16 protein-coding genes are annotated in these 14,257 nt (G+C 46.8%); 7 read left to right on the forward strand and 9 right to left on the reverse strand.

The features are described from left to right. Positions 1–40: 40 nt before the first annotated feature. Entirely contained in the window at positions 41–634 is a 594-nt protein-coding gene (locus FSB75_RS13895; protein WP_146788690.1) for a hypothetical protein, read from the forward strand. Positions 635–725: 91 nt separating this feature from the next. Here FSB75_RS13895 and FSB75_RS13900 read toward each other — a convergent pair whose 3' ends face one another. Beyond that, complete coding sequence (locus tag FSB75_RS13900; protein ID WP_146788693.1) at positions 726–1,709, reverse strand: coiled-coil domain-containing protein; 984 nt, start codon at positions 1,707–1,709, stop codon at positions 726–728. A 23-nt stretch (positions 1,710–1,732) separates the two neighbouring features. Beyond that, positions 1,733–2,446, reverse strand: coding sequence for a UMP kinase (pyrH, locus tag FSB75_RS13905; RefSeq protein WP_146788696.1), 714 nt, complete (start codon positions 2,444–2,446; stop codon positions 1,733–1,735). 105 nt (positions 2,447–2,551) lie between these two features. On the opposite strand from pyrH, the gene FSB75_RS13910 reads away from it, so the two are divergent. Continuing rightward, the gene (locus FSB75_RS13910) at positions 2,552–3,049 is read left to right on the forward strand and encodes an SRPBCC family protein (RefSeq protein WP_146788699.1); all 498 of its coding nucleotides are present in this window, start codon (positions 2,552–2,554) and stop codon (positions 3,047–3,049) included. A gap of 134 nt (positions 3,050–3,183) precedes the next feature. Here FSB75_RS13910 and FSB75_RS13915 read toward each other — a convergent pair whose 3' ends face one another. The 7 genes from FSB75_RS13915 to FSB75_RS13940 all read right to left on the reverse strand — a co-directional run bounded on the left by FSB75_RS13915 (position 3,184) and on the right by FSB75_RS13940 (position 8,231). Further along, positions 3,184–3,924 (reverse strand): murein L,D-transpeptidase catalytic domain family protein, encoded by a 741-nt coding sequence (locus tag FSB75_RS13915; protein WP_146788702.1) that lies wholly within the window; start codon positions 3,922–3,924, stop codon positions 3,184–3,186. 186 nt (positions 3,925–4,110) lie between these two features. Further along, complete coding sequence (locus FSB75_RS13920) at positions 4,111–5,145, reverse strand: AI-2E family transporter (protein ID WP_146788705.1); 1,035 nt, start codon at positions 5,143–5,145, stop codon at positions 4,111–4,113. A gap of 80 nt (positions 5,146–5,225) precedes the next feature. Beyond that, entirely contained in the window at positions 5,226–5,474 is a 249-nt protein-coding gene (locus FSB75_RS22240) for an MATE family efflux transporter (protein WP_262711928.1), read from the reverse strand. After that, on the reverse strand, positions 5,431–6,642 hold the full coding sequence (locus FSB75_RS13925) for an MATE family efflux transporter (protein ID WP_262711929.1): 1,212 nt from the start codon (positions 6,640–6,642) through the stop codon (positions 5,431–5,433). Before FSB75_RS13925 ends, FSB75_RS22240 begins: the two co-directional genes overlap by 44 nt. 111 nt (positions 6,643–6,753) lie before the next feature. Further along, positions 6,754–7,428: a uracil-DNA glycosylase family protein gene (locus FSB75_RS13930; RefSeq protein WP_146788708.1), complete on the reverse strand. Its 675-nt coding sequence runs from the start codon at positions 7,426–7,428 to the stop codon at positions 6,754–6,756. Positions 7,429–7,524: 96 nt separating this feature from the next. Continuing rightward, complete coding sequence (locus tag FSB75_RS13935; RefSeq protein WP_146788710.1) at positions 7,525–7,773, reverse strand: hypothetical protein; 249 nt, start codon at positions 7,771–7,773, stop codon at positions 7,525–7,527. 206 nt (positions 7,774–7,979) lie between these two features. After that, positions 7,980–8,231, reverse strand: coding sequence for a YMGG-like glycine zipper-containing protein (locus FSB75_RS13940; protein WP_227990587.1), 252 nt, complete (start codon positions 8,229–8,231; stop codon positions 7,980–7,982). 137 nt (positions 8,232–8,368) lie between these two features. Between FSB75_RS13940 and FSB75_RS13945 the strand changes: the two genes are divergently transcribed. The 5 genes from FSB75_RS13945 to FSB75_RS13960 all read left to right on the forward strand — a co-directional run bounded on the left by FSB75_RS13945 (position 8,369) and on the right by FSB75_RS13960 (position 13,967). Next, positions 8,369–9,364: a Gfo/Idh/MocA family protein gene (locus FSB75_RS13945; protein ID WP_146788716.1), complete on the forward strand. Its 996-nt coding sequence runs from the start codon at positions 8,369–8,371 to the stop codon at positions 9,362–9,364. Between the two features lie 132 nt (positions 9,365–9,496). Continuing rightward, positions 9,497–11,674, forward strand: coding sequence for a S46 family peptidase (locus FSB75_RS13950; RefSeq protein ID WP_146788719.1), 2,178 nt, complete (start codon positions 9,497–9,499; stop codon positions 11,672–11,674). An 81-nt stretch (positions 11,675–11,755) separates the two neighbouring features. Then, on the forward strand, positions 11,756–11,920 hold the full coding sequence (locus FSB75_RS21840; protein ID WP_172623150.1) for a hypothetical protein: 165 nt from the start codon (positions 11,756–11,758) through the stop codon (positions 11,918–11,920). A gap of 119 nt (positions 11,921–12,039) precedes the next feature. After that, the gene (locus tag FSB75_RS13955; protein WP_146788722.1) at positions 12,040–12,714 is read left to right on the forward strand and encodes a hypothetical protein; all 675 of its coding nucleotides are present in this window, start codon (positions 12,040–12,042) and stop codon (positions 12,712–12,714) included. An 80-nt stretch (positions 12,715–12,794) separates the two neighbouring features. Beyond that, on the forward strand, positions 12,795–13,967 hold the full coding sequence (locus FSB75_RS13960; RefSeq protein ID WP_227990588.1) for a mandelate racemase/muconate lactonizing enzyme family protein: 1,173 nt from the start codon (positions 12,795–12,797) through the stop codon (positions 13,965–13,967). The last annotated feature ends 290 nt before the right edge of the window (positions 13,968–14,257 follow it).

Here is a 14,257-nt window from a genome sequence, read left to right on the forward strand (position 1 = left end):
TTGCGGTATTTTATTTTGGCGCTCCAAATCCTTTTATCCTGTGAAAAAGAACCTCGTGCTTGCAGCCTTGCTGCTCCTTTTTGCTTGTGGTTGCCACAAAGAAAACATACCGCAGAACTCATCGGCCTCCGTTACACAAACTGCTTCGTTCAAAGAATACTTTATCCACCAGGGAGAACATTACGCAACCGATAATTCAATAAAAGCGGTGGAAATTTCTGAGTTAAAATTTGTGGTGAAGTTTGACAGTTCGGCCATTTATCAAACCGCCGATCCCGAAAACCAATACGACATCAACAAGCTTTACGGCTTTGCCGACAACGGCGCTTTGCACCAACAGTTCAGTGCCCGCTTTGGCTGGCGCTGGAACGACGGCGCTTTGCGCTTGTTCGCTTATACCTATAATAACAGCGTGCGGGATTCGAAAGAATTGGGCACAATAAACATTGGCGAAGAAGCGCATTGCTCCATTAAAGTGACTGGCGGGCAATACGTATTTACGCTGAACGATAATGTTGAAACCATGCCGCGTTTAAGCACAACGGAAAAGGGGAAAGGTTATCAATTGTATCCCTATTTCGGTGGCGATGAAGTAGCACCGCACGAGGTGAGAATTTGGATCAGGGAAGAGTAAGCCGTTGGCCGTTGCTTGTTGTTCGTTGACCGTAAAGCAACACAATTGACGCGGACGACGAACAACTGCCAACCACAAACGATCAACATTCTCAAACCCTCCTTCTTTTCAACAACGCATCTCTTTCTTCGGTAATTAAATTCAGCATACTTTCCAGTTCCGCCACGCGGCGAAGCTCTGTTTTTAATTTGCGGTTTGCTTCGCTCATTTGCTGAATGTCGCTGTTGATTTCCTCAAGAAACTGTACTTTTTTTATGAGTTGCTGGCGTTGCAGGTTGGCTTCTGAAAGCTTGTCTTCGGTGTTGTTCAACAGTTCGTGCAGGCGGCCGTTTTCCGCGGAGAGTTCGCGTACCTTTTCTTCTTTTTTGTGGAGCGTTTTTTCCAGTTGCTCCGTTGCTTGCTCAAGGCCGTCAATCTTTATGCTTAGCTCAGCAGATTGCCAGGCTTGCTGTTCCATTTTCTGCACTTTGTGCTGCAATTCTTCGTAGCCCGATTGCACTTCTTCAAAGTGCATTTGCAATTTTTGGTTCAGCTCTGCCTGCTGCCGCAGCTCTCTTATTTCAGACTCTTTTCTGGCCAACTGGCTGCGCAGTTCTTCCACTAAAAAATCATCTTCGGCATCGCGGCCCTTGTCGTAGTCATCCTCTTCAAAATCATCTTCGTTTTTAAACAAGCCGCCTTCCCTGCTGTCGTTCAGTGATTCAAGTTGTCGCAAGGCGCGGGTCAATTCCAGTTGTTGCAACTGCACCATGTCGCGCAGTTCTTTTATCTCCTGCTTTGTTTCGGTGTTGCGTCTTTCTTCTCTTTCGGAAAAACCCTTGCGGGGCTTGCCGGTAGGCACAATAAATCCGTCGCGGTCAATGCCGATGTTGAAATGCGTTTCTTTTTTTCTGCGTTCGGGAAACAAGCCTTCCAGTCTTTTTTGACTGGCGATAAAAAAGCGCACTGCCAGCAGAAAGGCAATAACGGCAATGCCAAAAACAGCTATTTCCAAAAAGGTAAACGGTGTGGCCAGCAGGTACATGCAGTTAGCGTGAAAAAAATGATTGGCCGACAAGCTAAGACTTTTTTGCAAAGAAGAAAATCGGATTTCTACGATCAGGCCTTCACAAGTGTGCCGACTTTTTCGCCGGTGACCACCCGGAGCAGGTTGCCCGGCTTGTTCATGTCAAACACGACAATGGGAAGATTGTTTTCCATACACAAGGTAAAAGCCGTCATGTCCATTACGTTCAGCTTTTGCGTAATGCATTCCTGGTAAGTGATCTTTCCGTATTTGGTGGCATTCGGGTCTTTTTCCGGGTCGGCGCTGTAAATGCCGTCTACCCTTGTGCCTTTCATAATTACATCAGCCTTGATTTCAATGGCACGAAGCGAGCCCGCCGTATCGGTGGTGAAATAAGGATTGCCTGTTCCCGCACCGAAGATAACCACGCGGCCTTTCTCCACGTGACGGATGGCGCGCCGGCGGATGTAAGGCTCGGCAATTTGTTCCATTTTAATGGCGCTTTGCAAACGGGTGTAAACGCCAATCTTTTCCAGACCAGCTTGCAAGGCCATGCCGTTGATAACGGTGGCCAACATGCCCATGTAATCGCCGTGTGCCCGCTCGATGCCGGTTTCGGCTTCGTTCATGCCGCGGTAAATATTGCCGCCACCGATTACGATGGCCACTTGCACGCCAAGTTCTGTTACGGCTTTAATGTCTTGTGCGTATTGATTAATTACACCGGTGTCAAAGCCAAAGCTTTTGTCGCCCATCAAAGATTCACCGGAAAGTTTGAGAAGAATGCGTTTGTATTTTGGAAGCATAGATTTTTTCTTGGCGGTGCGAAGATAAGTGTTTGAGGTTTCGGGTTTGGTGTTTGGCGTTGGAGTTTCTTACAACAATTCCGTTCGTAAACTGTTTTGAAAATTATGAGTAAAATTTATCGCTTGTATAGCCGGCAGAACGTTCCGGCCAAGCTGGAAGAAGTCTGGCAATTTTTTTCTGACGCGAAAAATTTATTGACCGTTACGCCGCCGCAACTGAATTTAAAAGTCACCAACGAAGTGTACGGCGCCACGGTTTATGCTGGTCAGGTGATGACGTATACTGTAAAACCCTTACTTCGTATTCCGCTTTCGTGGATGACAGAGATTACACACGTAGAGCCGTTACAATATTTTGTGGACGAGCAGCGCAAAGGCCCCTACAAACTCTGGCATCACCAACATCATTTTAAAGCGATAGAAGGCGGTGTGGAGATGACCGACCTTGTGCATTACCGCTTGCCGTTTGGCTTAATCGGCACGCTTGCCAATAGCCTGGTGGTAAAAAAAGAGCTGGAAAAGATTTTTTCCTACCGCTATAAAAAAATAGAAGAGTTATTTGGAAGTTGGCCGGGCAGCAAAATGGAAATAAGGATGAAATAAAGAAAGGCTAAGAAAGTTTTCGCTTCGTGCACTAAAGCAAACTGAAGTACATTTCGCTTGTGACGCTAAAAAAACAAAAGCCCAACCATAGGGTACGGTGGGCTTTGTTCATCCATCCTTGTTTGCGTCCAAAATCAGCCGTTCAATATTTTCGATCCGTGCAGGTACTGTTCTGTTGGATGATAGAGAAACAAACAAGTGCCGTTCTTCAAAAGGTTTATTACCGTTTCGCTTTGTGCCTGCGGTACGGCGGGACAGCCAAAGCTACGACCCATGTAAGCAGCATCGGCGCGGCTGGTTCCAATGTATTCAGCGCCGTGAAGTACGATGGCTCTTGCCTCAGCGTTGTCGTTAAATCCTTTTTCCAGGCCTTCTAATTTCAACGACAAACCGTGCTTGCCGAAATACGTATTCTTTGTTACGTAAAAGCCGAGGCTGCTTTCCAATGATTCAGGGCGGTTGGAAAAACGCTCTGCGTATGTAAGTCCTGAATTTCTGCCGTGTGCAACGTAGGTATTAAAAAGCACACGGTAATTTTTTGTGTCAATGATGTACAAACGCTTCTGGCTGGAAGGCTGACTAAAATCAGCAATGGCAACTACTGCATCGTTGTTCAGCACGCCATTGTTCAGCAATTGCTGCTGTCCTTTGTAAGCCATTTGCAGTACTTCTTTCGACAAGCCGAGCTCGTTAAGTTTCAAGCTGTCGTACAGCTTGTTAGAAACGGCTTCTGCACTTGTCAAATCTTCAGCACTAACGTTTTTTACGGCTGCGTTCTTGTAAGCGACCTTGTTACTTTTTGCTTTAAAGGAAGACAGGGCAAAGAACAAAGTAAGCAGGCACAAGATGGATGTTGGCAAAAAAAACTTTTTCACTGGCTCTTAGGTTTTTCGTTAATGTTGGATAACGCTGCGGGTGTGAAAGTATTGTCTGCGTAATGCACTTGCAAACAATCTGTTGACTTATTTCAGCAGCAGAACAAAATTACGCAGAACTGCTTGGACAAAGTGTATGTTTTTCGTTAAAGCCACGTGTATGTACGTTAAAAAGTGGCCGTTATCTTACGGCTTTATTTCCCGCTTTTTTACAATGAACTCCGACGAATAAATGCGCAGCAAAAGAAGAAAAAGCGCAATCAAAATAGGGCCAAAGATGAGGCCGATAAAACCAAAAAGCTGCACGCCAATGATGACGCCGAAGATGGTAATAAGCGGATGAATATCACCCAGCTTCTTGTTGACCAAAAGACGAAAAACGTTGTCAATTAAACCAATGACGCCGAAACCCCAAATGGCCATGATAATTCCCTTGCCGGTGTGCCCTTGTACCAACAGCATAATCGTTAGCGGCACGTAAATAACGGCTGCGCCAACTACGGGCATAATGGCCGCGATGGTGGTAGCCACAAACCAAAGCCAGGGCTCGTTAATCCCAATGATAAGATAACCGATTAAACCCGCGATGCCTTGCACAAATGCAATCAGCGGAATGCCGATGGCACTGGAAACAATCAGTGTGTGCATTTCGGTTGCCAGGCGCACCACGTTGTTATCTTTCAAAGGAATGTATTCGTACAAAGCTTTCTCCATGCAGCGGCCGTTCACCAGCATGAAATACAAAATGAAATACATGCTGGCAACCTGCGTAAGTGTGTCAAAGGTTACGCCCAATATCTTTGGCAGTAGCTGCGCCAAAAAATTAGCCAGCTTGTTCATGTTGTTCGGGTCAATCAGTTTGTAGCCAATCTTGTCGCTGATCTTTTCCGCGGCAATTTTTAGTGAGTCAATCAATTCATCGGAATGCGCAACAACAAAGCTGATCTTTGAATAAAGAATGTTGCCCAGCAATCCCACCGGAACAAGGATCACAAAAAATGAGAGCAACATCAACACCCAGGCCGCAGCGCCAGCCTTCCACTTTTTCTTCTCTACCAAATGAAACATGCGTTTGCGCATGAGCACATAAAAAGTAACAGCGCCTAAAAAAGCCGGTAAAAAGGTTTGTAGTTGGCTAAACAGAACAACACCCAAAAAAATAATGACCGCAATGAAGAAGATTTGCTTCAGCAGGTTGTTGTCAATGGACGTATTGTTCATTTAGATAAAGATAGGAAGTCAGGAGCCGGAAGTCGGAGATCAGATAAAACCTTCCGACCGCTGACGCCCAATATCCGACTTCAGATTTTCACCAGCTTCCATCTTCCTTTTTTAAATAAAACAAAAGCGGTAGCAGTGATAACTGTTTCGGCAACGGGCACTGCAATGAACACACCCGTTGGCCCAAAGGCAAAATATTTTGCCAGCAGATATGCCAGCGGTATTTGAAACAGCCAGAAGCAAAACACGTTGATCACCGTTGGTGTTTTGGTATCACCGGCGCCGTTAAACGCATTGACGAGCACCCATGCCCACGCCGTAAAAAACATAACCGCAACTCATGATGCGCAGTGCTCTTACCGCAATGTCGTGAACATCGCCGCGCACCGGGAAAAAGCCGATGATATTATCGGCCAGCAAAAGAAATAAGGCCGAAATGAAAAGCATGAACACCGCGTTGTACTTCGCCGTTTGCATCACTGCTTGTTCGGCTCTTTCGGGTTCTTTGGCACCGAGACTTTGCCCAACTAAAGTCGCCGCGGCATTGCTAATGCCCCAGGCCGGCATGAGAAAGAACAATAAAATGCGAATGGCCGTTTGATAACCCGCGGAGGCTTCGCTGTGACCGGTTTGTGCCACGAGTTGCGCAAGAAAAATCCAACTGCACGAAGCAATGATGAACTGAAAAGTTGCGGGCCAGGCGACGTTCACCAATGATTTCATTACAGCCCACTCAGCCTTTAACGATGCTTTGGTTAATTGCACCACACTCTTGCCGTTGAACAAACGAGAAAGCTGGTACACTACGCCAATGCTTCGTCCAATGGCCGTTGCCATAGCTGCACCGGTAATGCCGAATGCCGGTATTGGACCAAGGCCGTTAATGAGCAGCGGGCACAAGATCACGTTGCAACCGTTGGCGATTGCAAGACTTCGCATTGCAATGGAAGCATCACCCGCACCGCGAAAAATTCCGTTGATTAAAAACAGAAGCATGATGGCCGTGCTGCTGCCCATCATGATGCGGGTATAAGGCACACCGATCTTTACCGTTTGCTCTTCGGCGCCCATAAGTTGCAGGATGTCTTCAGAAAAATAAATACCCGCAGCGCTCAACACAAGAATCAAGGCAATGCCCAGCCAGATGCTTTGCATTGCGGCGGAGGCTGCACCTTCCTTGTCTTTTGCGCCGATGCGCCGTGCGACGGTAGCCGTTGCGGCCATACTTAAACCAACGGCAATAGAGTAAATAAGTGTGAGAACCGATTCGGTTAAGCCCACGGTAGATACAGCGTGTTTGCCCAGCCGTCCCACAAAAAATAAATCAACTAAAGCAAAAATGCTTTCCATTCCCATTTCGATAATCATGGGGACGGCAAGCAAGAAGATGGCCTTACGCAAAGAGCCCGTGGTGTAGTTCTGCTCCTCGCCTTTTACCGCTTTGCCGAAAAGATGAAAGGCACGTATAAGTTTATGTTGCGTCGTAATCTGCGACATGGGATTTGATTTTGGATAAATAAAAAGAAGAAAAGCCGTTGGCCTTGCAGTAGTTTTTGCCCGTTGGCAGATTAGAAGCGCATAGACGTTAATTGAAGAGAGACAAATGTATTATTTCTTTTTCATCGCGTCCAAATACAATTGGATGAACGGTTGCACCTGCTTGCGCCGGTACTGCATAATGAAACGCGGATGCGGCAGCGGAATGATTTTGCCAAACCACTTGTGCGTCTCGTTTAGTTTGGAGAGAAAACGGAAGTTTTTTTCGCCGCCAATGCAAAGGCAGCGGCTGCGGACAACGGGAAAAGAAAGTTGCTTTTCGATGCTTTGAACGATGAAAGGTTCAACGGCTTTTTGCAGGTCTTTGTCGTCGTAATAATTAATGTTCTTGCCTTCTTTTACAAAGCCCAGCGGGCAAACGGAACCAATGAAGAACCTGCTGTAAAAATCCTTTGGTCCGCCGTAGGCCTTAATCATGGCGTAAATAAATTCAGCCGAAAGTTCCGAGCCTTTTCCAAACGGGTTTTCAATGCCGCAGTCATCGGTGAGTTGTTTGGCGGCGGTAAAGTTTACGCCGGTTATTCCTGCACCAAAACGGCCCGGGTTGATGCCGAGAAAAAGTGTTCGCTGATTGTTGTCGCTAAAATATTTCTGCAGGAATTTTTGTACAACGTTCATCACTTCTTCGCTGCGTTGTGGATAGAGCCACTGTACATTGTTGGGCAACCGCTGCTTTGGCTTCAGCGATGAATAAAATTCGTAAAGATCCTGCGCCCATGTTTTCATGTACGGACAAAAATAACCGGCGATAGAAAAGACGGCGCAAAAGAAACCCGCACTGTGGCGGGAATAATTTCTTCTTTTCTAAGGGTTGCGAATCAATCAGGCGAACAGTTCTTCAATGGAAATATCGTTCAGGTAAGGTTCAAGTTTTTCGGTATCGCTAAAGCGGGTCACTTTCACCACCACGTTAAAATGCGTGTGCCACACCACTTCGAGATAAATATCGTGCAACTGGTAAAGTTGCATTTTGTAAAAATCACCCGTGCGCTGCGCTACCAGCACACCTTTTTCCCATAACGCTCTTGCCTTTTCAATTTCATTGGTAGAGGTGTAAGACCGGTCTGTCATTGTGTTTGGATTTGTCTGCGGTTTAGACTACAAATGTGACCCTCGTTTACTTTATAAACGTCAACATTAGGTTAACGGTTTTACTTCATCGGTTAACGAGCAAACAACATCGTTTGTTTTGCAAGGCAAAACTTTCTTTTGGCAAACAAAAAACCCGAAATTTCTTTCGGGCTTCGTAAATAAACCAGGCTGCTTGCCGCGTTTGTTTATGATTTTTTCTTCTTGTCTTTATGACGCCCAACCAGATAACCCGCACCGGCGCCAACCGCACCGCCAATTAACGCACCCTTTCCTTTTTTGTGGCTAACGATAGCGCCCGTGGCTGCACCCGCTGCGCCGCCAATTACCGCGTCCTTCTTCTTGTGACTCCATTTTTTTTGTGCCGCCGCTTCGTTGACGCTTCCCGAAGCCAGCGTTAATCCCAATGCAAGCGTAACAATTGACAATAGCTTTTTCATACACAGATTTTTTTTAAATGATGCAATAAGGCTACCTGTGCATTGCTTAAACAATATACTTGCCAAGATAAACAAGACAAAGGTTGTGCTCGCCCTAAGCAATTGTTGGTGGCACATCTTTTTACACCACTGGCACAATGAAAGACGGGAAATTAGGCATTGCACTGGTAGGTCTTGGATCGTACAGCGAAGGGCAGTTAGCACCGGCCTTGCAACAGACGAAGCATTGTTACCTGGCCGGCATCGTAACCGGAAGCAGCGACAAAGCCGCGCAATGGAAAACAAAATACAATCTGCCTGCAAACGCTTGTTACACTTACGAAACGTTTGACAGAATCAAAGAGGATTCAAACGTTGACATCGTTTATGTGGTTCTTCCCAACGCACTGCACGCGGAATACGTTGTTCGTGCAGCACAAGCAGGAAAGCATGTCATTTGCGAAAAGCCAATGGCCGTAACTGTGGAGGAATGCGACCGCATGATTGCCGCCTGCAAAGAAGCGGGCAAGATGCTTTCCGTCGGGTACCGTTTACACTTTGAGCCGCACAACAAAGAAGCGATGCGCATCGGCCAACAAAAAGTTTTTGGCGATGTAAAGTGGATTGAAGCCGAACACGGCCTGAGCGAGGCAACAGGCTGGCGTTTGAAAAAAGCATTGGCCGGCGGCGGCCCGCTTATGGATGTGGGCATTTACTGTGTGCAGGCTGCCCGCTACCTTACAGGCCTGGAGCCTGTTGCCGTTACAGCACAAGAAGGCTTTAAGCACCACCCCGAGAAATTTAACGGCATCGAAGAATCCATTACCTGGCAAATGGAAATGCCGGACGGCATTGTGGCCAAATGCACAAGCTCTTACTCGGAAAAACAAAACCGATTGCTTGTAGAAGCCGAACGAGGCTGGCTCGAACTTTCACCGGCTTATTCTTACGCAGGCATTGAAGGAAGAACAGCCGAAGGCAAGATGGATTTTGCGCAGGTAAATCAACAGGCTTTGCAGATGGATGATTTTGCCTTGTGCGTCAAAGAAGGAAAACCTTCGCCGGTTTCGGGTGAAGAAGGAAGACAAGACGTAAAAATTTTGCAGGCTATTTACCGGGCAATGCATACCGGTGAAAGAGCGGTAATCGAATAATCCTTGCTAAGTCGTTGTTCTTAAAAACGCAACGCTGTACTGTGCAACGCTGCTGCGTAGTAAATGGTCACACTCATCATTCATAACCCATAATTCATCACTCATTACATTTGCCCGCACAAAAATTAGTCTATGAAAAGAACAACGATTGCATTTCTTTTATTTGTATCCTTTGCATTCCGCGCCGCGGCCGACGAAGGCATGTGGCTGCCGCTATTGTTGGGACAGCAAGTGTACAACGACATGGTGAAAAAAGGCCTCAAGCTTACCAAAGAACAACTTTATTCCATCAACCAACCTTCGGTGAAAGACGCCATCCTGATTTTTGGTAGTGGCTGCACCGGTGAGATCGTGAGCAACCAGGGTCTCATCTTTACCAACCACCACTGCGGCTACGATGCCATTGCCAAAGCCAGCACGGTGGAACACAACTACCTGCACGACGGCTTCTATGCCAAAAACACGGGTGAAGAAATTCCCTCGCAGCTTTCCGTGCAATTTTTATTGCGCATTGATGACGTAACAAAGCTGGTGATGGACTCGTTGAAAAATCTTACCGGTGCTGAACGAGCGGCAAGACAAACACAAATCATCCAGGCCATCAATGACCGCATGAGCGATGCGGCGCAAAGCATTGAAACGAAAGTAAGCCCGCTGTTTAAAGGCAACCAGTTCCTTGCTTTTGTTTACCAGCGCTACACCGACATTCGTTTGGTGGGCGCACCGCCGGAAGCCTTTGGCAAATTTGGCGGCGATACCGACAACTGGGAATGGCCGCGCCACACGTGTGATTTTTCGGTGTTTCGGGTGTACGCAACAAAAGACGGCAAGCCTACGAAATACAGTGCCGCCAACATTCCGTTGAAACCAAAATGGTATTTACCCGTTTCGTTGAAAGGCGTAAGAGAAGGCGATTTTTCCATGATCTTCGGCTATCCCGGAAGCACCAACCGGTACGAATCGTCTTACGGCATTCAGCTTTCTACCGACATCAACAATCCTTCATTGGTCAAGCTTCGCCACGTGCGCATGAAGTACATGATGGACGAAATGAAGAAAGACCCTGCCATTAAACTGCAGCTTGCTTCCAGCTACGCTTCCATTGCCAACTACTGGAAATTTTACAAAGGCGAAACCGAAGAACTTTACAAATACGATGTCTTCGGGCAAAAACGCAAAGAAGAAGAAGCCTTTCAAAAATGGGCTACATCGAAACCCGAATACGCCAATATTTTTAAAGACCTGAAAAATGCTTACGATGCCTGGCGGCCTTATGCCATGCAACGTATGTACATTAACGAAGGCCTGGCTTCGCGTCCCTTGCTGGGTTCACCGCTTTTGCAGTTTGCCGCTTCACTGCAAAAACTGGAAACCAGTCTTGTGAAAACCGGAAGCACGCAAGCCGAGGTTAAACAAGCACTGGACGATGCCGGGGCTGCGCGACAGGATTTTATCAAAGCCGAGAACAAGCCATCGGACCAAAACATTGTGGCGGCGGTACTGCAAATGTTTTACAACGACATTCCAAAAGACCAACGGCCGGTTGGTTTTTACGAGGCGCTGCGCAACGAGTACGGGAGCCTGGACAAAGCATCTACTTACCAGAAATATGCAGAAGCTGTTTTCCGGGAAACCATGTTGCTTGATGACCAGAAGTGGAACGCTTTTGTGCGCAACCCGGATGCAAACACGTTGCAGCAAGACCTGGCTTATAACCTGGCTTCTGCCTTTTGGAAAAACTACCAAAGCAAATACTACCCGCTTTACCAGCAGTTTGAAACCAAAAACAACGAATGGGCAAGGCTTTATTTGAAAGGCGTGATGGAAGAAAATCCAAAGAAGATCATGTATCCGGATGCGACGTTTACCATGCGGGTGAGCTACGGCAAAGTGGCCGGCTACAAACCCCGCGATGCCGTGTATTACGATTACGTGACCACATCAAAAGGCGTATTGGAAAAATACAAGCCGGGTGATTACGAATTTGATTTGCCAAAAGACGCCGTGGAAAAATTAAAGGCAAAAGACTTTGGCCAATACAAGGATGCGAAGTACAATGACCTGGTGACTTGCTTCATTACCACTAACGACATTACGGGCGGCAACTCCGGCTCGCCGGTGATGAACGGCAAGGGCGAACTCATTGGCCTTGCCTTTGACGGCAATTACGAAGCCCTGAGTCACAAGCTGGCTTTCGACAAAGATTTAAACCGCACCATCAACGTTGACATTCGCTATGTGTTGTGGGTGATTGACAAAGTGGGCGGCGCACAAAACATCATCAAGGAACTAACCTTGCGCAAACAATAAAATTGAGTAACTATATACGACTTGGGACAAAACATGAATATCATAACTTGACATTTAATCCTAAACAGGAAAAAAAAAGAAATGAGTAAAAGGGAGCGAGATTTTGAAGAAAAGCAGGCAATAAAAGAACGCTTACAAAAGCAGACTACCGAACAACTTCTTGAACGATTAAAAGAAGGTCATGTAAGTAGTTGGGCAAGGAAAGTTGTCGAAGGGATTTTAAAAGAAAGAGGCATAATCATATAATTTTTACCCCGCCTTGCCCAACTCGTACATAGTTACCTAAAATTCTTTTCAAAACCGAAAAGCCAGTCCTTCAAACATGGAGTGGCTTTTTCTTTATTGCCTGAACTACTTTTGAACGGATGATGAAACGCTTCCTCTTCTTCAGTCTTAGCCTTAACCTTTGTCTCTTTGCTTCTGCACAGGAAAACTTTAGCGCTGCTACCGGTGTTTCGCTGTTGCACAACTTTAGCCCGCGGCAACAGTTCAATGCCGTCGGTCATACAATTCACCTGTCCGCTCATTTTTCACCCACGCAAAGCGCTTACGCGTGGGTGGAATATTACACCGAAGGAAAGTTCAAAAACGATTTTATCGCTACCGCAAAGTCGCCGCTCCTGTCACCACAACAAATAGCTCTTGTAGCCACGGGACGACTGGCATATCGGCATTTTTCAATTGGATGGAAACATTATTTCAAAGGCAGTTATTCCAATGACAATAGCGTAAATGTTTACGGACTTGCGGGCTTTGGTTTTTTGTTTGCCACCGTCAGCAATACTTTTTCCACGAATGTAGATACAACGCAATACAGCCTTGCAACGGCAAGCGGTTCGGGTACCGTGCGCAAGCTTACGTTTGACGTGGGCCTCGGCGCCGAAAGAAGTCTTGCGGGGAACATTTACCTTTTTGCCGATGTTCGTTCCTGGTTGCCGGCATCAAGCAATCCCTCGCCTTATTTACACAATCAGCGCAACGTTCCGCTACCGTTTATGCTTTCGGCAGGCTTGCGGATTTTATTGGGTTCTGTTGATTAAGGACGTGAGACGTCAAACGAGAGACGTGAGACCGTAGAGTCTTTTCGATTTAATGCGGCCTACGGTTTCACGTCTCTCGTTTGACGTCTCACATTCCTTACTTTGCACCGCTTTCTTTCACCATTAATTCATTCATCATGCAAGGCAGCATCATTCAGTCCGTAGAAATTTACAAGCTTTTTATTCCGCTGAAAGAACCTTTTGTTATTTCCCTTGGACCCATCAACAACGTGCAAAACGTGGTTGTCATTCTTCGCACGGCAGACGGCTGCGCAGGCTACGGCGAATGCAGTCCGTACATGACTATCAACGGCGAAAGCGTGGACACCTGCTTTATCGTGGGACAATACTTTGCGCAGGTGCTTAAAGGGAAAAATGCGCTGGACATTGCGGGCTGCATCGAAGCGATGGACAAAACCATTTACGCCAACAGCAGCATTAAAAGTGCTTTTGATATTGCCTTGCATGACATTGCCGCACAACACAGCGGCGTGCCGCTGTACAAGTTTTTAGGCGGTGAAAAAAACAAAATTTTGGAAACCGACATGACCGTAAGCATCGGCGATCCGCAAAAGATGAAAGACGACGCCATAAAGTTTAAAGCGCAAGGTTTTCCGGCCATTAAAGTGAAACTGGGCGGGAAAAAAGAAGACGACGTTGAACGCATCAAAGCCATTCGAGAAGGCATTGGCATGGAGCATCCGCTGCGCATTGACGCCAACCAGGGATGGCGCACGCCGGATTATGCCATTGAGGTTTTGAAAGCTTTGAGTGAATTCAATGTTGAGCATTGCGAAGAACCCATTTCGCGGCACCGCTTTATGGAGTTGAACAAAGTGTCCTTGTCTTCGCTTATTCCCATCATGGCCGATGAAAGTTGCGGCGATGAATGGGATGCCGAGCGTTTGATACAACTGAAGGCCTGCCAGATGTTCAACATAAAGCTGGGGAAGAGCAGCGGTTTTTACAAAGGGAAAAAGATTGCGGAACTTGGCGCGGCAGCCGGAATGCACATGCAGGTGGGTGGCTTTATGGAATCGCGCCTGGGCATGACGGCTGCGGCGCATTTGGCCCTGAGCAACGACCACATTGTGCATTGCGATTTTGATACGCCGCTCATGTTTACCGAAGACCCTGTGATTGGCGGAATAAAATATTTGGACAAAGGCGTGATTGACGTTCCGGATGTTCCCGGCCTCGGCGCAGTGATAGACGATACTTATTTAAAGAAAGCCGAGAGTTGGAGTTTGTAAACCACAGAGAAGAGAGAAGAAGATGCCTCGCGGAGGGCATCCGAAAAATCCCGACAATCCTTTCCAATCAGTGTAATCTGTGGTTATAAAGAAAGGGGCCCCGAACCAAGGCCCCTTTTACAAGCCACCATCCTCTTCCACCTAAGAGGTCGTTTATAAGAAGTTTCAAAAGTTAAGGGTGAAGCGTTTCGTAGTAATGAATAAACAAACGCAATACCAATTACGTTTGCTGCTTAGAAAGCGCATGATTCCACAGTTTTACTCTTCGATTGTGTAGCCAAACGTCAACA

The sequence above is a fragment of the Flavisolibacter ginsenosidimutans genome (assembly GCF_007970805.1).
GTDB lineage: Bacteria > Bacteroidota > Bacteroidia > Chitinophagales > Chitinophagaceae > Flavisolibacter > Flavisolibacter ginsenosidimutans.

Coding starts and splice junctions, on each gene's coding strand:
- pyrH (WP_146788696.1), bottom strand. CDS start 2,446: ATGCTTCCAAAATACAAACGCATTCTTCTCAAACTTTCCGGTGAATCT.
- FSB75_RS13910 (WP_146788699.1), top strand. CDS start 2,552: ATGAGTAAAATTTATCGCTTGTATAGCCGGCAGAACGTTCCGGCCAAG.
- FSB75_RS13920 (WP_146788705.1), bottom strand. CDS start 5,145: ATGAACAATACGTCCATTGACAACAACCTGCTGAAGCAAATCTTCTTC.
- FSB75_RS22240 (WP_262711928.1), bottom strand. CDS start 5,474: ATGTTTTTTACGGCGTGGGCATGGGTGCTCGTCAATGCGTTTAACGGC.
- FSB75_RS13925 (WP_262711929.1), bottom strand. CDS start 6,642: ATGTCGCAGATTACGACGCAACATAAACTTATACGTGCCTTTCATCTT.
- FSB75_RS13930 (WP_146788708.1), bottom strand. CDS start 7,428: ATGAAAACATGGGCGCAGGATCTTTACGAATTTTATTCATCGCTGAAG.
- FSB75_RS13935 (WP_146788710.1), bottom strand. CDS start 7,773: ATGACAGACCGGTCTTACACCTCTACCAATGAAATTGAAAAGGCAAGA.
- FSB75_RS13940 (WP_227990587.1), bottom strand. CDS start 8,231: ATGAAAAAGCTATTGTCAATTGTTACGCTTGCATTGGGATTAACGCTG.
- FSB75_RS13945 (WP_146788716.1), top strand. CDS start 8,369: ATGAAAGACGGGAAATTAGGCATTGCACTGGTAGGTCTTGGATCGTAC.
- FSB75_RS13950 (WP_146788719.1), top strand. CDS start 9,497: ATGAAAAGAACAACGATTGCATTTCTTTTATTTGTATCCTTTGCATTC.
- FSB75_RS21840 (WP_172623150.1), top strand. CDS start 11,756: ATGAGTAAAAGGGAGCGAGATTTTGAAGAAAAGCAGGCAATAAAAGAA.
- FSB75_RS13955 (WP_146788722.1), top strand. CDS start 12,040: ATGATGAAACGCTTCCTCTTCTTCAGTCTTAGCCTTAACCTTTGTCTC.